Consider the following 20,043-nt stretch of genomic DNA (forward strand, 5'->3'; position numbering starts at 1 on the left):
TATCGCTTGCTATCCCGAGCTGAGGTTATTTATTAGGAATATTATGAGTACTGACTTTGAAACACTTTTTTTACCTTACCTTGGCTTAAGGTTATCGGCGTTTGACAATATGAAGCTGATTGCTGCGGTATTGACTGACGCGAGTGAGACGTTTGAGTGTGTTGCAGCTGATTTACAAGATGAAGATGATCCACAGTTGCAGCAGTCGGGATATTTTGTGTGCTGGCAACAAACGTGGTTATTTTGTGGGGTAACCAATGATTACCATGCAGCGATTACATTGTTTACCCAAGTCGAGCGGATTAATAAGGCGTCAATTTGTGTCAAAGTGGTGCCGGTAATGACCATGCAGCAAGTATCGTTTATGTGTGTTGAAACGGCGCATTTTGACCATTGTTAACTGAGCATCACCCCGTATTTATGGCGCTGTCACTTCAGCGTCATGGAGTTGCATTATCACTAATGGCCGTTGTTCACTGTGATATCGATGATATAACTGCATTATCTCTGCCGGTAACCTAGCAAACGCACTCGGATCTATCACCACAAAGTGCTGCCGTTGATATAAGTCAATTAACCAGGGGTGGGCAAATAAGAAGCAATGTCTACTCGTTAATTTGGGTGCGATAAATTGCAATAACTGACTTGAAAGTTGTTGGCCACGATAGTGAGGATGGACTAATAATCCACTTATCAATTGATATTGGCCTATCGGTTTAATTCTTATTGCGGCAACGATTGTTTGCTGGTTTAAGTCTGTGCTATCTGTGTCAGAAGAGTGTAGGTGATGAATCACAGCAACCGCTTCTTTTTGGGCTAATCGAGCATAGGGCATATGCTGACGATAAAATAATTTGATTGCAGACCACGCTTTTATAACAGAAAGTTTACTGGCACAGTGCTTGATAGCCGTGAGTTCAATCGCAGTCGGATTAGTTACACTCGGGTTAGTTGCAGTCGGATTAGTTGCAGTCGGATTAGTTGCAGTCGGATTAGTTGCACTCGGGTTAACCGCAATGGATTTAGTCGCAACAGATGGCTGGTGGTTTGCCGTTATCTTTGTGTCTAGCCAAGTGGGGTGATACATAACGTGAGCCATTTGTGAGATCAAATAATTGTCTAATAAATCAGATAAAATAAAACCGCCAATGGCGGTTTTTTTTTTGATATCGTTTTGCTTAGCCTAAAGTCGCTAGGCTAAGACGATATTCGTTTCTTCATTATAGCCCTGCATCAGCCCGAAGCATTTCAGCTTTATCCGTTGCTTCCCAAGGGAATATATCGCGACCGAAATGACCATAAGCGGCTGTTTGTTGGTAGATTGGACGTGCCAAATCTAGCATTGCCGTTAAGCCATATGGACGTAACTCAAAGTGTTGACGAACCAATTTGATTAACACTTCTTCAGACACTTTACCGGTACCGAATGTTTCAATACTGATAGATGTTGGCTCTGCCACACCAATGGCGTAAGACACTTGAAGTTCACAGCGATCAGCAAGGCCAGCCGCAACAATGTTTTTAGCCACATAACGTGCAGCGTAAGCGGCACTTCGATCCACTTTAGATGGGTCTTTACCAGAGAATGCTCCGCCGCCATGACGGGCCATTCCGCCGTAAGTATCTACGATAATCTTACGTCCGGTTAAACCACAATCACCAACAGGTCCACCAATTACAAAGCGACCGGTAGGATTAATAAAGTATTTAGTGTCTTTATTTAACCATTGTGCCGGTAATACAGGCTTGATGATGGTTTCCATTACCGCTTCAATCAAATCAGCTTGTTTCACGTCTTCACGATGTTGCGTTGACAATACAATCGCATCGATACCGATGATTTTGCCATCGTCATAGGCAAACGTTACTTGGCTTTTCGCATCTGGGCGTAACCAAGGTAGGGTGCCATCTTTACGCACTTCAGACTGACGCTTAACTAATTTGTGCGCGTAAGTGATCGGTGCAGGCATCAATACATCGGTTTCATTGCTGGCATAGCCAAACATTAAGCCCTGGTCACCCGCGCCTTGTTCAGCCGGATCTGAGCGATCAACACCTTGATTAATGTCTGGTGACTGTTTGCCAATGGCGTTCAGTACAGCACATGAATCAGCATCAAAACCCATATCCGAATTGGTGTAACCGATTTCGCGCACGGTTTTACGGGTAATTTCTTCAATATCTACCCAAGCAGAAGTGGTGACTTCGCCGCCCACTAATACCATACCGGTTTTAACATATGTTTCGCACGCAACACGAGCTTTTGGATCTTGCTCAAGTATTGCGTCTAATACCGCATCAGAAATCTGATCGGCGATTTTATCTGGATGACCTTCTGAGACAGACTCAGAGGTAAACAAGTGCTTTGCCATAATAGGAAAATCTCGTTGGTTGCATTTGAATATACGTCTAGACGTCTATTTTAGTCGAAATCGAATCTGATAACACCCCCCCTATACGAATTTAACTTTATAATTGTGCAGTGATGCATGAATATTTTATATTCAAAATAACTATTTTTAGCTTCGTTGCTAATTAACTAATTGATTATAAATAATTTTAGATTTTTTTATAGTTTTTTATAATCACTTTAGTGCCAAAAATTGAACAATATCAGGGTTGATTATTAGGCTTTAAATGGCGATATAAGGTTATGTTTGACTGATATGGCGCTGTTTTCAAGCTCGACTGTCAATAAATAATGACTTAGCTCATCAATGCCCTTCATTGGTATTTGAGCATATGGCTAGGTACTAGGTCGCTTCGCTGCTTGATGCTATAAAATCTTAGCAGCGAAGCGGTCCCTATTCCTGAGATGACAAGCGGTGACGAGCGATATCAAGAGATGATAAGCCACGAGCCTAGGTGCTAGACCGCTCTATCCGTGAGCGCAGCGTTCGCTTGTTATCTCTTGTTATCGTTTCTGAAGCTGTCCCTAGTAGGACTGAGTCCGCTCCTAGCAGCCGCAGGCGCTCTATTTCTAGACCCTTGAACTGGGTCAATTCTGGACATGCACAATCCTGTCTTTCGAGGTCGTTTGGGTATAAATATGCAATGTGAGAAATTTTAATTTGCGTCACATCGCCTAGTAGGGGAAAATATGACTTCACAATTGTCAGCTACTCACAAACAAGCAGGAGAGAGCATGTCATCTCGTAAAGTACTCGCTAACGCCATTCGCGCCCTAAGTATGGATGCGGTTCAAAAAGCCAATTCTGGTCATCCAGGTGCCCCTATGGGTATGGCTGATATTGCCGAAGTGCTATGGAATGATTTTCTAAAGCACAATCCAACTAATCCTAACTGGGTCGATCGCGATCGTTTTGTACTATCAAACGGTCATGGCTCTATGCTTATATACTCTTTACTGCATTTATCGGGTTATGAATTGCCAATTGAAGAGCTAAAAAAATTCCGTCAATTACATTCAAAAACCCCTGGTCATCCAGAATATGGTTACACCCCTGGCGTTGAAACCACAACCGGTCCTTTAGGCGCGGGGCTCAGTAATGCTATTGGTATGGCAATTGCTGAAAAAACCTTAGCGGCTCAGTTTAATCGCCCTGGTCACGAGATTGTTGATCACTTTACCTACTGTTTCTTAGGCGATGGTTGTTTAATGGAAGGTATTTCTCACGAAGCCAGTTCATTAGCGGGCACATTGGGTCTTGGTAAGTTAGTGGCATTTTGGGATGACAACGGTATTTCTATCGATGGTCATGTTGAAGGTTGGTTTACCGACGATACGCCTAAGCGTTTTGAAGCCTATGGCTGGCATGTTATTGCGGGTGTAGATGGTCATGATCCAGACGCTATCCGTGCTGCAATTGAACAAGCCAAATCAGTCACTGACAAGCCATCGATGATTTGCTGTAAAACCATTATTGGTTTCGGTTCGCCTAACAAATCGGGTAGCCATGATTGCCATGGTGCACCATTAGGTGATGCTGAAATCGCCGCTGCTCGTGAGTTCTTAAACTGGCCACATGCTCCTTTTGAAATCCCATCTGATGTTTATGCTGGTTGGGATGCTAAGCAAAAAGGTGTGGCCAATGAATCATTATGGAATGAAAAATTTGGCGCTTATCAAGCTGCATTTCCAGAACTCGCTGCAGAATATGATCGCCGGGTATTAAAAGGTGATTTACCTGCAGATTTCGAATCTAAAGCACAAGATTTTATCCAACAAAGCCAAGATAAAGCTGAAGGTATTGCCAGCCGTAAAGCATCGCAAAATGCCATAGGTTTCTTCGGTGCCATGTTGCCAGAATTACTCGGTGGTAGCGCAGACTTAGCCGGTTCTAATTTAACACTTTGGTCTGGTTCAAAAGGTATTCAAGACGATCCTGCCGGTAACTACATCTATTACGGTGTACGTGAATTTGGCATGAGCGGTATTATGAACGGCGCATCATTGCATGGTGGTTTTATTAACTATGGTGCAACCTTCATGATGTTTATGGAATATGCGCGTAACGCAGTACGTATGTCTGCATTAATGGGTATTCAAAATATTTTCGTGTATACCCATGACTCAATTGGTCAAGGTGAAGATGGTCCAACCCATCAGCCTGTTGAGCAATTAGCTAACTTGCGCTTAACGCCAAATATGGCCGTATGGCGTCCATGTGATGCAGCTGAAACGGCTGTTTCATGGAAAGTGGCGATTGAACGTCGCAATGCACCAACAGCGCTAGTCTTTAGCCGTCAGGGTCTTAAAGCACAAGCGCGTAGCACCGAGCAATTAGCTAACGTGACTAAAGGTGGTTATGTACTGTCTGATTGTCAAGGCACTGCAGAGGTGATTTTGATTGCCACCGGCAGTGAAGTGCAATTGGCGATGGATTCTGCCGTCGAGTTAACCAAGTTAGGTCAAAAAGTGCGTGTGGTTTCTATGCCTTCTACGACTGAGTTTGATAAGCAAGATGCTGCCTACAAAGAATCTGTCTTGCCAAAAGGTGTCACTAAACGTGTTGCCATTGAAGCTGCACATACAGATTTCTGGTACAAGTATATTGGTTTTGATGGTGGCGTAGTGGGTATGACGACCTTCGGTGAGTCAGCCCCTGGTGGTGATTTACTTAAGCATTTCGGCTTCACTGTTGATAATGTAGTAAAAACTGTCCAATCTTTAGGATAATCATCTGAGATTAAACACTTATCTATTAGGTGGTTAATCTGTATAATAACGGCCTGCAATACTATTGCAGGCCGTTATTTTTATGTCTTTAATTCACACTAAATAACATTTACTAAGTCACTTATGTGTCAGTGTTTCTACAATAGTTGATGACACCATAGGTACCTCGGTGAATGATACTGGACCCTAAATGATTCGAGTTGCAATTAATGGTTATGGCCGGATTGGCCGCTCAATACTTCGTGCACTGTACGAATCTGGTAAACGTCAACAAATTCAAATTGTGGCGATTAATGAGCTGGCAAAGCCAGAAGCTATTTGTCATTTAACCCAATACGACACTACTCATGGTCGTTTCAAGCATAACGTTAAGCTAAAGGGTGAACAGTTGCTTATTGGTGATGACAGTATTTTGTTACTCAATCAAGCTGATGCTAACTTATTGCCTTGGGCTGAGCTTGATATTGATATCGTTTATGAAGCCACCGGCAGCTTAATTGATCGTCAAGCTTGCGAAGCACACATTCATGCTGGCGCTAAGCAAGTGCTGATTAGCCATCCTTCTTCTGCAGATGTTGATGCAACCATTGTGTATGGTGTTAATCATGATTTATTGCGTGCAGACCATACGGTTATTTCTAATGCGTCTTGCACTACCAATTGTATTGTCCCGGTTATCGATGTATTGGATAAGCATTTTGAAATTAAAAGTGGGGCTATTACGACTATTCACTCGGCGATGAATGATCAGCAGGTCATTGACGCTTATCATGATGATTTACGTCGAACGCGCGCCGCGGGCCAGTCCATTATTCCTGTTGATACTAAATTAGCTCGAGGCATCGAACGCATTTTGCCGCGCATGAAAGATAAGTTTGAAGCTATTTCTGTGCGTGTGCCCACCATTAATGTGACCGCGATCGATTTATCCGTCACCCTTGAGAAAAAAGTCAATATTGAACAGATCAACAGTGTGTTAGAACTTGCCTCAAACGGAAGTTTTAATGGTATTTTAGGCTATACTGACGAGCCTCTGGTATCGTGTGACTTTAACCACGATCCACGTTCAAGTATTGTCGATGGTACCCAAACCCGTGTTAGCGCTGGCCACTTGGTCAAATTATTATTATGGTGCGATAACGAATGGGGTTATGCCAACCGCATGCTTGATACCAGTTTAGCGATGATCCAAGCAAAATTAGATCGGTAACATAAACAGATTATGCCGTAATGGGTTAAGCCGGTTGCGCACAAAGACTTTGTATTAACTTAAAAAGGAACTGCTAATTATGGCAATTATTAACATGACAGATTTAGATCTACAAAATAAGCGGGTGCTTATTCGTGAAGATTTAAACGTGCCTGTCAGCGATGGTGTAGTGACAAGTGATGCGCGTTTACGGGCGTCATTGCCAACGATTAAACTTGCGCTGCAAAAAGGCGCCGCAGTCATGGTGATGTCACATTTAGGCCGCCCAACAGAAGGTGTGTTTAACGCCGAATTCTCAATGCAACCTGTAGTGGATTATTTAACGAAAGCGTTAGATTGCTCAGTGCGTTTAGTGAGTGATTATCTTGATGGTGTTGAGGTTAATGTTGGCGAAGTCGTCGTATTTGAAAACGTTCGCTTTAATATTGGCGAAGGTAAAAATGATGAAACATTATCTAAAAAAATGGCCGCATTATGTGATGTGTATGTTATGGACGCATTTGGAACGGCTCATCGTGCCCAAGCATCTACTCATGGCGTCGGTGTGTATGCCCCCATTGCCTGTGCTGGCCCGTTATTAGCCCAAGAATTAGATGCACTAGGCAAAGCGCTTGATAATCCAGCTCGTCCAATGGTGGCGATTGTTGGTGGTTCTAAAGTGTCGACTAAATTAACCGTACTTGAAAGCCTTTCAACTAAAGTTGACCAACTTGTTGTGGGCGGCGGTATTGCTAATACCTTTATTGCTGCAGCAGGCTATAAAGTAGGTAAGTCATTGTATGAAGCTGATTTAGTAGAAGAGGCCAAGCGTCTAGTGACCAATGCCCGAAGTCGTGGTGGTGATATTCCGGTTCCTACTGACGTGGTAGTAGCGAGTGAATTTAGTCCAACGGCTGCCGCGACGCTTAAATCGGTTAGCGAGGTGACTGACAGCGATATGATTTTTGATATCGGTCCTGACAGCGCAGAAGCCTTAGCTAAAATTATTGAACAAGCGGGCACGATCGTCTGGAATGGTCCAGTGGGCGTGTTTGAATTTGATCAATTTGGCGAAGGCACTAAGCGTATCGCCGAAGCGATCGCAAATTCCAAAGCATTTTCTATTGCTGGCGGTGGTGACACCCTAGCGGCAGTCGATAAGTACAATATTGCAGACAAAGTGTCTTATATTTCAACCGGTGGGGGGGCTTTCCTTGAGTTTTTAGAAGGCAAAGAATTACCCGCAGTAGCAATGCTTGAAAAGCGTGGCGCTTAGTTCACACATCAAGTATTTGTAGCGTAAACCTAATAATTATTATAAAAAAAACCGCTCTGTCACTGTTATTTTTTAGCCGCGACAGAGTAAAAAATCCGTCCAAACGATAGTGACCTAGGTGAGTAATCACCCTATTATTGGAGAACAAAATGGCTCTTATCTCTCTACGACAACTGCTTGACCACGCTGCAGAGCATGGTTATGGCGTCCCTGCTTTTAACGTTAACAACCTTGAGCAAATGCGTGCAATTATGCAAGCCGCTGAAGCCACTGACAGCCCTGTGATTGTTCAGGCCTCTGCCGGTGCACGTAAATATGCTCGCCCACAATTTTTAAAATACTTAATGGCAGCCGCTCTTGAGCAGTATCCTGATATCCCAGTTTGTATTCATCAAGATCACGGTACTGATCCTGACATTTGTCAGCGTTCAATTCAGTTAGGTATGTCATCAGTCATGATGGATGGCTCGTTAATGGCCGATGGTAAAACACCTGCATCATACGACTACAACGTAGATGTTACTCGTCGTACAGTGGCATTTGCTCATGCTTGTGGTGTGTCTGTTGAAGGTGAAATTGGTTGTTTAGGCAGTTTAGAAACTGGCCAAGCTGGCGAAGAAGACGGTGTTGGTGCTGTGGGAACGCTGAGCATGGACCAAATGCTAACGTCGCCTGAAGAAGCTGCTCGGTTCGTTGCTGATACTCATGTAGATGCGTTAGCGATTGCCATTGGTACCAGTCATGGTGCGTACAAGTTTAGCCGTAAACCTACCGGTGATGTATTACGTATCGACCGTATTAAAGAAATCCATGCGCGGATCCCTAACACGCATTTGGTTATGCACGGTTCATCTTCAGTACCGCAAGAGTGGCTGAAAATCATCAACCAGTACGGTGGTGAAATTCCAGAAACTTACGGTGTACCGTTAGAAGAAATCGTTGAAGGTATTAAGCACGGTGTGCGTAAAGTGAACATTGATACTGATTTACGTTTAGCATCAACGGGTGCCGTGCGTAAATTCTTGGCTGAACATCCTGCAGAATTTGATCCGCGTAAATTCTTGAAAGCATCAATGGAAGCGATGGCTGACATTTGTACCATCCGTTATGAAGCATTTGGTTGTGCTGGTATGGGCTCTAAAATTAAGCCTAAATCACTGCAAGCAATGTATAAAGCTTATCAATCTGGTGAGCTTGATCCTAAAATAATGTAAGCCAGTCTTACACTAAAACCACTAATCAGCTCATTTATCAATGAGCTGATTTTTTGTGAAAAAATAACCCAAAACGTTATTTTGTAAACCTTATCGAACATGGTTATCGGTTAAAAAATTGATGCTATAACGTCAACATTTATTGATTTACCTGTTATGGGCGAAAAATCACATGGATGTGGCCATTAATGGCCGCGACCTAATGTAAGACGCCATGGGTGACAAAGCTTTCGCGGCACAGTGATTCTATTGCCAAATTTGAATGTTTATCTTATTGTTCGGATTGTCGATTGTCGATTGGCATAGGTAACGAGATTATTATTGACCCTATGGTCGGTGCTAAACAGCTATGAGCTGCTAAGTCTCAAAGGTATCTTGTGCCAACATTAGGCTTAATCCTAACCAGTATTATGATGCTATTCGTGATGATATAGGGCCTAATATCATGGGGACCTAGTGATAAAAACGACCTTTTTTTCCTTATAGGATAATTATTTGTGCTGCCGTTAGTTATGGAAACCGCTAGGACATTTAACTTAGTAGTGATTAATGCGTTAAGAGCCTGCGGTGATGCCATGTTGGCTTTTTGCATGGGCCTGTTCCATGTGATGTATAGCGGGATCTGATGCGGTCCACTTAGCGTTTAGCTTGCTGGGTGTTTGGGCCGTTTTAGCGCTCGATGAATAGGTTTAGCCATGCTGTGGCTGTTAATGCACCGCATGTCGGCAAAGCAACAGCCTAGTGGCTTAATGATTGATGGGATGACTATTTTTTCAATTTTATTATCAAAGTGTTAATATTTTAGGGGTTAAACGTATAACCCCCCCACATTAGATTTTGTAAATCGTAAATAAAGGATGAAATGACATGAAGAGACTGCTACTTACTGCAGCTATTACACTAACCATGCCATTTGCAGCACATGCTGGAAGTGAGTTTGTTGAAGGCGATGCCACTTTTGCTGGTGAAGCAGAATTAGGTGCAACGTTAACCACCGGTAATACAGATACTTCTTCGTTTAAAGCGCGCCTAGCGTTGAAACAAGAATTAGACAACTGGGAGAACCAGTATGTGTTAGAAGGCTTGTACAAAGAAGACTCTGAAGAAGTGACTGCAAAACGTTATTTCCTAGGTGCGCAAGGCAACTACCAAATTAACGATGTGAGCTATTTGTTTGCTAACACTAACTATGAAGTTGATCCATTCACTGGTTACGATTTCACCTCAACGACTTCTGCCGGTTATGGTCAACACTTTATTGATACTGACAGAATGTCTTTAAAAGCTGAGGCGGGTCCTGGTTATATTTATCAACAACTGGATGAAGAATCCGCACTTGCTGAAGGTTATGATAGCGAAGATAGCGTTGTTGCTCACGCCGTGATTGATTTCCAAACTAAGATTAGTGATTCATCTAAGTTCCAGCAGAGGTTTGTTGCCGATTGGGGGAGTAAATTAGATGCTCGTTCTGAAACCTCATTAACAGCCAATATCGTTGGCGCACTGGCGATGAAATTTGCTGTTATTGTTCGTTATAACAGTGAACCGCTTGACGACAAAGAAAGTACTGACACTGAAACCAACATGACATTACTTTACGCATTTTAAGTTAACAGTATTTGTCATGTTAACTTGAATTTATGTATCGAAACGCTGGCCTTGCCAGCTTTTTTATAGCTGTTTTTTTGAATGACTACAATGTCGGCTTATTATCGCCTTAACGAATGGATCCCCCCAATCTTTATCCGTAAGTGATTAATTCAGCGTGTCCCATTATTAATCAGCAATGTCGTAAGTTAGCGATTTCTATATTTACTATCATGCAATTATACCTTGCGCAGAAAAACGCCATATTCGCGGGTTTGCTCACGAATTAGCAATCTTATCCAAAGGATAGTCGAGTTAGCATCCTTTCATCTCTCTCTTTGGGAGTATACTTTTTTAATCAGTCGATACACTAAGACAGTGCGATGCAAATAGGATGTTGTTGGTTCGACAATGCACAACGTTTGTTGACAGATCAGTCAACGGCGACTCAATGGCATTTAAACGATAATGAATATTGGGTGTTAAACCAATTGGTTCAGCATCGCGGGCAAGTAGTGCCTTTATCTTTGCTTGCAACTGTGGTGGCATCTGGTGACTGTGCGCATCAATTATCTCATGCCGAACTGCTAGGTATTATCAATAAAATTATCAATCATCTGTGTCATCGTCATATTAATCTCATTGAATATATCCCTGAACAGGGGGTGATTTTATATACCACTGTGACCACTAAGCGCAGCAAGATCTTGGAAATGCCTAATCGGCTATTATCGTTAGGTCAGTATCTGTTTATTATTGCCATTCTATTAAGTATATTGTTGTTTGTTTACGCTAACCTTAACCCTCCTCAGCTTGCTCAAGCCGATGTATTGCGGCAAGTGTTGACCTCTGATGGACATATTGTTCAACTGTTTGTTTTTGGGGGGGATAATCAGCAAAATGCGCTATTGCATGCAGACTGCTTATCAACACAATTACGCTTGTGTCACCATGCCCGCTGGGATTCAATTACGATGACGTTATCGGCTAATCAAGGTTACATGAGTTTCATTTTGACCGATTCCAGTGAAGCGATACCATTAGTTAATAGCATTAAAGTGAGTATCGATAACATGAGCACGCCATTTATCACTCAAGAATGGCTACAAAAGGTGCACATTTGTGGCTAGATTTATGTCCCTATTAATGCACATGAAAATACGCCGATTACTACAGTCAAAACGCGGCAAGCTTTTTTTTGTATTAAGTTTTTTGCTGATTACATTTATTGTGACCAGTGTGCTTAATCGCATTGCTAGCACCCATAATGTTTGGCATTTCGATTGCCATGCTGACGGTTATCTTAGTCATCAAGGAGAATTACCATTAACCGTTGATAAAAGTAACTTACGGTTAACCTTATACATTGAGCACAATCAAGCCGAACTGACTTATAGGGTAGAGTCATCAACTCATGATCTCGAAACGGTTCAATTATCAGGCAAGGTCGAAGAGGTTCATATGGGCTCATTTACTTATCATTTAGCATTATCCCTACCGCCGACCCGTTGGCAAGATAACAGTCTATTACGCCCATATTTACAGAATGAATTTGGTATTACTGCATCTCACTTTATGGATGGTTTTAGCATATCTCAGGAGGTTCAGGTGATCGACTTAGATGACACATTCACACGGGGAACGCTAAAATTTCTCCCAAGTAATAACGTTTGGGCTTGTCAGTTAATATCCCCCAATACTGCTGACTAATTTTCATTGAATAAATTAACTTTTAGCTTAATATTCCCTTTGCGGTATAGTAGGTAAGTGTCAATGAAAAAAGGTGTGTGAAAGATATAGTGGCAAAAGTTAAAGTAAAACAAGAAGAAGCGTTATCAATTAAATTTAGTCATCAAATGGGCCCTGGTGATCAACGGGTATTTGATCTGTATTTTTATTTGCCAACAGAAATGGGCATTGGTTCGCATACCTTAGATGAAGAGGATTATTATCACAGTAGTATTCTTGGACGTCGATCTTATTATTCTAAAGGACTGCATTTACCGTTAGTCCAGTCACGTTTTGTCAGTTTAAATAAACGAACGTTAGAAGAGTTTCGTTTATACCTTAACTTATTCGCTTATCAATTTGCTGTCGCCATTGAAACTGATGCCAAAGAGTTACAACAAAATACTGACACAAGTGAGTTTTATCCGGCATTAGATGAGCTGTGTGATGTGGTTACGCAACTATTTAAAAAGTTTCGGCGTAATGAACCGAACGATCCTAAGTGGAAATCTTATTTTGAGCATGCCGATAATTACCTGTCCTGGTTTTGTGAGCAGCAGCTATTAAAGACATTGGCTCGAAGCCCTAGAAGTGCTGACTATAGTGATGTTAAAGAAAAAGTATTAAATTTATGCCGTAGTGAGAATCACTATAGAGAGCAAGAGTGCAAATACAACTCGTTGCAGACTCAGCTTGATGCTAACCGGATCTCTAATAAAATGCTTCTTTTAAGACGCTTAATTCAACAAGGTGTTGTTTTAAAAGAAGAATTAAAGCCATTAGGCGTCGGTCTCAAAAAATTCGTAACTGGAGTTGCCACGGGGCTTGTGATGCTGGTGGTATCGGCATTGATAATAAAAGCCCAAGGTTTCTTTAATGGATTAACCTTGACCTTGCTGCTGACGTTAGCGGTTATTTATGGTTTTAGGGAAATCTTTAAAGAGGATTTTCGTAATGCGATGTGGCGGTTTATCCAACGAGGCCGTCCAAGGTGGAGCCGTATTTTACGTGATACTACCACCCAAACTGTGGTCGCTAAACAATTAGTTTGGCTCGAATTTATGCGCAGTCAAGATATCCCAAAAGCGGTTTCTGATATCATGAAGCAACGCCACAGTCAGAATAAAGTGGATTCAGAAGTTCTGCATTATCGTATTGCAACCAAGGTGACAAATAAGCCCTTTGAGGCGGATTATTCACAAATTCAAGAACAAGTGAATTTTAGTCTAGTGCCTTTTGCTCGTCATTTAGAACGTGGTAAAGCGAAGATATATAAAGAAACCGAAGGTAATATTAGCAATGAGTCTGTTGAGCGTCGCTATCAAGTCAATTTGGTTGCTGTGTTGCGTGATGGCAAACAGGAACCTGAATATGCCCGCTTTAAAGTGACCATGAACCGTTCAAGTATTATTGATATTCATGAAAGTAAGCTGCCTGATAATGTACAACCTTTTAGGCTTGAGTCTGACGAACTCCTTCCAGAGGTTGTTAGTCATTCTAATCCGCACACATAAGACTACAGATGAAGTAATTAAAAATAGTTTTCTTTTATGGCTTTATTTCTATTTATTAATAACTTGACGTTATTCATCTTCTGTTCAACGGTCAATATTGATCACCACCTGACGTTAAGCAACGCTGTGTCAGGTGATTGAATCAGTCAATTTTAGAGGATGTTGTGGCTTTGGTAGGGCGAGTAAATGCTTGGCAAATATTTTGGTCAACAGATTGTTTAGCACGTTTTAAGGCTATTTCAGCGTTAGCAAGGTATTGGTCCAAACTTTGTCGCTGTAAATAACTCGCGATACCAATGTTAATTCCTTCACCCAAATTCTTTTCTTCCAGACACTGCATCATATTAATCGCATATTGATGGGCTGAGTTTGCATTCGTTTCGGTCAACAATATGACTAGCTTTCCGAGCTGCCATTGCGCAATTTGATAATTAAGCGGTAACTCAATCAGTAACTGTAGCTCAATGTCTTTTTGACGCTTTTCAAGTTGGCTCATATTGCCCATATTGCTGAAAATGCCTTCTGGATTAATGTCCATTACGAGTAAGCTTGAATGTTCTTTAGTGAGCTCACTAAGGTTGATAAAGTAATTTTCAAGCTCATTTAAACGTAATACTATGGCGCTTCGATGGCCAATGACGTTACTGCTGTTTTGGGCCGACACCACTGGCGTGGTCTGTTCAAAAGTACAAATAAGGTATTCAATATCACCTTCGAATGTAAGTTGACCTGTTAATGTCGTTTTTAAGCAATGCTCATAACGGCCATGGTTAAATGGCATAATTTGCGCGGTCCACTCCCCCTGTAAGCTAATTTGCGCGGTTATGTTCTGCCATTGATTATGCAGTTCATCGCCGAGTAATTCTGTGATAGAAATATCAGTGTCTCCGTGTAAAGACATCAGCTGATCAAATTGCTTATTACATTTTATTATCATGCCACTGGCATCGGTTAGCGCCGTAGCGACAGCACAGTTGCTCATTAATTGATAGAGATAGGCCTGGCTCTGACTATCAAATAATGCGGTAATATCTTCAAATGTGACTAACCAATAATACTCATTACTGTTAGGGCATTTTTCTCTGCGAATATGAGTTTGTAACATACTACTATTAAGCGTTTCTAAATTGATCTCACCATTCCATTGCTTATGATGAGTTAATGCATCTTTAATGTGGTTGAAACGATCATCATCAAGATGCAGTACTCGTTGTAAACTGCGATCTTTGAGATCATCAATTGGTAAGGATAGTGCGGCAGCGGCTTTGGCATTAACGCTCTGGATACGGCCACTATCATTGACGATTAAGCAGCTTAATTCACTGCTAAACAAACTGTTACTCAATTGAAGGCTATTTTGCCTCGCGCGTCTCTCAAGTACAAATCGATGTCTTAATATAATCAGTAAACTGGCTAACAGAGCTATCAAGCATCCTGCAACTATGATGAGTATTCGCCATTGAGCATAGCGAGTGGCAATGTCGTCATGGCGAATATAAGACAATAAAAAGTATTCTCTTTTGTTTTCGTATTGGTTGGTTAACTCGACTTTTAAATACACAAAAGTGGAGTCTTGGCTGTGAAACTGACCAAAGTTATTCATTGCTATTACACGCCACAATTCTGGGTAAGTTTGTTTTAAACTTGCCCCAAGTGTGTTGGGCATACTGTCTAATGGCGCAGGTTGAGAGGCACCCGCATAGAGGAAACCTTGAGTATCAAGCAGGAGTAATGGTGAATTTTGATTAAAAAAAGCAGGCTTTATTGTTTCCAGTAGTTTAACGATAGAATTGTAAGTGACCAAATAACCTTTAATACTTTGGTCTGGGTTTTCTATCCACGATAACTGATAAAAATAAGGTTCTAATATGCCATCAATAGGAGTAAACGCCATTGGTGAAGTGTAAATATCATTGCCGCCCATATTTCTACCCGAGCCCAATAACGCGGCGGGTAGTTGCATGTTATTGAAACTACCCGTGGTGGCAAATTGGAGTTCTCCTTGAGGAGTAAATAATGCCAGCCCAAGTAGTTCAGGAATATTTTCAGTCAATGAATTCCAGTTTTCGATGGTCTTTAATTGCAGTTTGTCTGATGGGTTTTGCAGATATTGTCGCAGTAATTCACCTTTTGCGATGGTTTGGGTTCTAAACTGCAAAAATGAGACTTTATCAGAGGCTAAAGACGCTACCGTTTGCAACTCACTGTAGCGTTGATCTGCCCAATCTTCTTGCAGGCGACGCTCGCCTAGATTGACCACCATATTAGTGACGATAAACACCACAATTAATAAAATAATCAATTGGCTTAGCAGCGAAAGAATGTGCTGTTGCGACCAATGACTCGCTTGTGAAGAAATTAATAACGAGTTTGAAGAACCCACTGCTTTGTGTTTAGACATGGTGCCACTTTTTTAGCATTCTCTTACTGGCAATACTAGCATGAAGCCGACGTTGGCGAAAACGTCTAGGTATCAATAGCCCATTTATTTAACCGATTTTATCCAGTTCGCGTTGTTTAAATATTGCACCGTTTTGCTCTGCGATAACGCGGCAACGTTCGATGTTTACATTAGCCAGTCCGTTAATGGCACTGACTTGTACTTGCGGTATGTATTGAGGTGCGAGTTGAATAAATTCAAGCAGTGCCTTATAGGAATTTGCCAGCTTGGGGTGACAGTGTTGCTGGTAGCTTTCTGGGGTGTCGGCATTAAGTGAAATTGACAGGCTGTCTATGCATTGGCTGAGCTCTGGCAAAATATTACGACGATGAAAGTGGTTGCCCAATCCATCGGTATTAAGCCTTACACGCCCACCTTGTGCTTTTATGGCATGGGCAAGCTGCAGCAAACATTCAAGGTTTAACGTTGGTTCACCAAAGCCGCAAAAGACATATTCTTCCACGTCATGCACATTACCTAACAAGGGTAAAACATCCTCTGCGGTAATACGTTGAGTGAGTGATAAGTCGAAGTCGTGCACTTGTTTCGATCCATTATGTTTAGGGCAAAACTGGCATCTTAAGGTGCATCTTGCCGTAATATTGAGATAACGGTGATTGCCGATATCGTAAACTAAGGTTGGCGTGGGTGAGGTAGAGGCGTTCATGGCAGCTTTTTATTATGGAGAACAGGGTAAGTATTGTAGCTAAATATCGAATGTGACTATGTTGCTTAGCTCGCAGTTTTTACAGCAAAAAAAACAGAGCTGATTTAGCTCTGTTTCTGGGACTAACGATATGGGTTAATGGTGTTCATCAGAGCCTAATGGTTCCGCAACTGTTTTGGGTTGCCACCACCACATAAAAACGCGTCGTAATAAGCGCCTTATATCATCAAGAATAATGTACAAGATGGGCACCAAAATTAATGTCACTACCGTTGAGAATAAAATACCAAATGCTAGAGATGTCGCCATTGGGATAACAATTTTAGCCTGTAAGCTTTTTTCCATAATAATGGGCACCAAGCCAAAAAAGGTGGTTAACGAGGTTAGGATGATTGCCCTAAAACGATAACAACCAGAATCGATAGCCGATTGCATTAGCGACTTGCCTTCTTCGCGGGCTCGGTTAACAAAGTCGACCAAAATGAGTGAGTCGTTTACCACTACCCCGGCTAACGCCACAATACCGCATAAGCTCAACACACTCATGGATAAGCCTAGAATATAGTGGCCAAACAAGGCGCCAATCATGCCAAACGGGATGACCGACATAATGATTAACGGTTGCGTGTACGATTTTAATGGAATGGCCATTAAGGCATAAATGGTGAACATGGCAAAGAAAAATCCTTGCGCTAAACCAAGCATAGCATTTTGCTCGTCTAAGCTGCCGCCATCTAATGCTGACGTTACTTTAGGGAATCGTGCGGTTAATTCGGGTAAAAAATCTTGCTGAATTTCGGCGACCACTTTCGATGGTTCAACGTTGTTTTTATTCACATTGGCGCTGATGGTAATCGCTCGGCGGCCATCAACCCGGGTGATCGACGCGTACGACTCACCCATTTCGATATCTGCTACGGTTGAAAACGGCACTGCTGCGCCTGACGGGGTGCGGATCAGCATGTTTTCAAGGTCACCCACAGTGCGGCGTTGTTCGAGCGGGTAACGCACCATGACTTTGACTTCTTCTTTATTACGCAAAATACGTTGGGCTTCATAACCATAAAAACCGTAACGAACTTGGCGAGCTAAATCTGACAGTGTCAGCCCTTGCGCTTCGGCTTCAGGACGGATATTTAACCGAATTTCGTGCGAACCTGAAGAAAAGTTATCGGTAATATCAAATACGCCTTCATAAGTGGCCAATTTAGACTTAAGCACTTTGGCCGCTTCAGACAGTTGGTTTAAATCACTTGAGGTTAAGCGAAACGATAAATCGCCGCCAGCATCGTTGGTGCTGGCATTGATGTTAAGCTTTTTAACTGACAATAACTCGGGTAATTGTTTACGCCATTCTTCAGCAATAGCGACGCCGTCTACTTCACGGTCTTCGCCTTTAGTCAGCTCGGTAAACACAAAGGCACTGCTGCGTGAGCTCAGTTCGATGTAGCTGTGCTTCACCATGGGGTAACCGTATTGGTCTTCAAGTTTGGCGTTCATCTTGTATAACGCATCTTCGACTTGTTGCAGCACTTTTAAGGTGTTCTGCTCAGAACTGCCTTCTTCCATTTCAAGTTGCACTTGAATAAAGTCCGATGGAATATCAGGGAAGAAAACCCAGCGTACTTTGCCGCTTTGCACTAAAGCAAGTGACAGAATTAATACCCCCACAAATACCGCCACGACGTTGTAGCGACGCTTAATGCAGCGCTCAAGAAAATGACGATAGGTGTTGTGAATGAAATGCTGTAACCATTCGTTGATAGCAAATTTAAAGCGTGAGAAAGGATTCGTTGGGGCGGTGCGTTTTCTGATTTTCATGTGAGCTAAATGTGCGGGTAAAATCAGTTTTGATTCGATCAGCGAAAAGGCTAAACACAAAATCACCACCATACCGATGGATTTCCAAATAATGCCCATGGGCCCAGACACCATGATCATGGGTATAAAGGCTGCAATAGTGGTGAGCACCCCAAAAGTGGCTGGCATCGCCACTTTTTGTACCCCTTTTATCACATTATCTAAAGAGTGGCCGTTTTCCTCTAACTCGGTATAGGCACTTTCGCCGATGACAATGGCATCGTCGACGACGATCCCCAGCACCAGAATGAACGCGAATAAGGTCAGCATATTAATCGACATGTTAAACGGTTCAAGCGGCATTAATAACATGGTGCCCAAAAAGCACACAGGTAAGCCCATCATTACCCAAAAAGCGAGTTTAAGATCTAAGAATAAGGCCAGAATAATAAACACCAGCAGAGCGCCATAAAACATGTTCGACAACATCATGTTTAAACGCCCTTGCAGGTAGTGAGTTAAATCACCCCAGGTATCAAGTTGAATATTGCTTGGTAAGGTTTTTTTACGTTCGGCGACGTAAGCCTTAACTTGTGATGAAATATCTAAGGCATTTTGATCGTCAATACTGGTGATTTCTATTACCGCAGCCGGTTTGCCGTTAAAGCGGGTGTATTCCAGACGTTCTTCAAAATCATCATTAATTGTGGCCACTTGCGGTAACATAATACGACTGCCGTCTGGGCGCGTTTCTACCACAATCTGCGCAAAGTCATCTGCGGTATAAGCTTGGCCTTTTGTGCGCAGTAGGATGTCACCATCTTGGGCCCGAATAGAACCGCCGGGTAAATCAATCGACGAGTTTTGTACTGCTAAAGCCACTTGAGTAAAAGTAATACCGTATTCACGTAGTTTGTCTTCCGACAGTTCGATGCCTATTTCGTAGTCGCGAACTCCGGTGACTTTTGCGCGAGTCACTGCTGGTAAGTCGGTAATGTCGTCTCTGATCGCTTTAGCCATTTCTTTCATGTCATGCAGGTTCATGTCGCCATAAACAGATACCCAAATCACATTATTTTCTGGCTTTATTTGGTAAATATTGGGTTTTTCGATGTTGTCAGGGAAGGTTGCAATGGCATCGATACGTAGCTTAGCTTCATCTAGTACTTGCTGCACATCGTAACCGTCTTCGACCTCAATGGTCACTGAGCCCACACTATCACTGGCAACAGAAGTCACTTTTTTAATGCCGCTAATATCTTGAATCGCTTCTTCGATTTTTATATTAATCCCTTCTTCAATTTCTTGTGGCGCTGCGCCTGGATAGGCAACATTGATATTGATGAGATTTAATTCAAATGTTGGAAAGATTTCTTTATTAATGAGTACCGCACTAAACAAACCGCCAATAAGCAAGGCGGCCATCAGTAAGTTGGCTGCTACACTGTTGCGCGCAAACCAGGCGATGATCCCTTTATTAGTATCCAT

14 protein-coding genes are annotated in these 20,043 nt (G+C 42.2%); 9 read left to right on the top strand and 5 right to left on the bottom strand.

The window, feature by feature from the left end; genetic code table 11:
* The first annotated feature begins 43 nt into the window (after positions 1 to 43).
* A complete protein-coding gene (locus tag CXF80_RS17785; RefSeq protein WP_101034250.1) occupies positions 44 to 400 on the top strand; it encodes a hypothetical protein in 357 nt (118 codons plus the stop codon).
* An 18-nt stretch (positions 401 to 418) separates the two neighbouring features.
* Here CXF80_RS17785 and CXF80_RS20555 read toward each other — a convergent pair whose 3' ends face one another.
* Positions 419 to 1,099 carry a GNAT family N-acetyltransferase gene (locus CXF80_RS20555; protein WP_101034251.1) on the bottom strand — a complete coding sequence of 227 codons (681 nt, stop codon included), beginning with the start codon at positions 1,097 to 1,099 and terminating at the stop codon, positions 419 to 421.
* Positions 1,100 to 1,220: 121 nt separating this feature from the next.
* Positions 1,221 to 2,372, bottom strand: a complete 1,152-nt coding sequence (metK, locus tag CXF80_RS17795; RefSeq protein WP_101034252.1) for a methionine adenosyltransferase — start codon at positions 2,370 to 2,372, stop codon at positions 1,221 to 1,223.
* A 773-nt stretch (positions 2,373 to 3,145) separates the two neighbouring features.
* Between metK and tkt the strand changes: the two genes are divergently transcribed.
* From tkt to CXF80_RS17840, 8 genes are all read left to right on the top strand, one after another.
* Positions 3,146 to 5,140, top strand: a complete 1,995-nt coding sequence (tkt, locus tag CXF80_RS17800) for a transketolase (RefSeq protein WP_101034253.1) — start codon at positions 3,146 to 3,148, stop codon at positions 5,138 to 5,140.
* 190 nt (positions 5,141 to 5,330) lie between these two features.
* Positions 5,331 to 6,350, top strand: a complete 1,020-nt coding sequence (gene epd, locus CXF80_RS17805; RefSeq protein WP_101034254.1) for an erythrose-4-phosphate dehydrogenase — start codon at positions 5,331 to 5,333, stop codon at positions 6,348 to 6,350.
* A gap of 79 nt (positions 6,351 to 6,429) precedes the next feature.
* Positions 6,430 to 7,605 carry a phosphoglycerate kinase gene (locus tag CXF80_RS17810; RefSeq protein WP_101034255.1) on the top strand — a complete coding sequence of 392 codons (1,176 nt, stop codon included), beginning with the start codon at positions 6,430 to 6,432 and terminating at the stop codon, positions 7,603 to 7,605.
* 149 nt (positions 7,606 to 7,754) lie between these two features.
* Positions 7,755 to 8,819, top strand: coding sequence for a class II fructose-bisphosphate aldolase (gene fba / locus CXF80_RS17815; protein ID WP_101034256.1), 1,065 nt, complete (start codon positions 7,755 to 7,757; stop codon positions 8,817 to 8,819).
* A gap of 867 nt (positions 8,820 to 9,686) precedes the next feature.
* Positions 9,687 to 10,427: a DUF481 domain-containing protein gene (locus CXF80_RS17825; protein ID WP_101034258.1), complete on the top strand. Its 741-nt coding sequence runs from the start codon at positions 9,687 to 9,689 to the stop codon at positions 10,425 to 10,427.
* 401 nt (positions 10,428 to 10,828) lie between these two features.
* A complete protein-coding gene (locus CXF80_RS17830) occupies positions 10,829 to 11,536 on the top strand; it encodes a hypothetical protein (protein WP_198554787.1) in 708 nt (235 codons plus the stop codon).
* Entirely contained in the window at positions 11,529 to 12,116 is a 588-nt protein-coding gene (locus CXF80_RS17835) for a hypothetical protein (RefSeq protein ID WP_157822260.1), read from the top strand. The genes CXF80_RS17830 and CXF80_RS17835 overlap by 8 nt, the downstream gene beginning before the upstream one ends.
* A gap of 89 nt (positions 12,117 to 12,205) precedes the next feature.
* On the top strand, positions 12,206 to 13,648 hold the full coding sequence (locus tag CXF80_RS17840) for a hypothetical protein (RefSeq protein WP_101034812.1): 1,443 nt from the start codon (positions 12,206 to 12,208) through the stop codon (positions 13,646 to 13,648).
* Positions 13,649 to 13,790: 142 nt separating this feature from the next.
* Here the strand turns inward: CXF80_RS17840 and CXF80_RS17845 are convergent, their stop codons facing one another.
* From CXF80_RS17845 to CXF80_RS17855, 3 genes are all read right to left on the bottom strand, one after another.
* Positions 13,791 to 16,049 carry a PAS domain-containing protein gene (locus tag CXF80_RS17845; protein ID WP_101034261.1) on the bottom strand — a complete coding sequence of 753 codons (2,259 nt, stop codon included), beginning with the start codon at positions 16,047 to 16,049 and terminating at the stop codon, positions 13,791 to 13,793.
* 88 nt (positions 16,050 to 16,137) lie between these two features.
* Positions 16,138 to 16,755: a TatD family nuclease-associated radical SAM protein gene (locus tag CXF80_RS17850; RefSeq protein ID WP_101034262.1), complete on the bottom strand. Its 618-nt coding sequence runs from the start codon at positions 16,753 to 16,755 to the stop codon at positions 16,138 to 16,140.
* A gap of 135 nt (positions 16,756 to 16,890) precedes the next feature.
* On the bottom strand, positions 16,891 to 20,043 hold the full coding sequence (locus CXF80_RS17855; protein WP_101034263.1) for an efflux RND transporter permease subunit: 3,153 nt from the start codon (positions 20,041 to 20,043) through the stop codon (positions 16,891 to 16,893).

Source organism: Shewanella sp. Actino-trap-3 (assembly GCF_002836275.1).
In the GTDB taxonomy this organism is placed as follows: Bacteria; Pseudomonadota; Gammaproteobacteria; order Enterobacterales; family Shewanellaceae; genus Shewanella; species Shewanella psychromarinicola.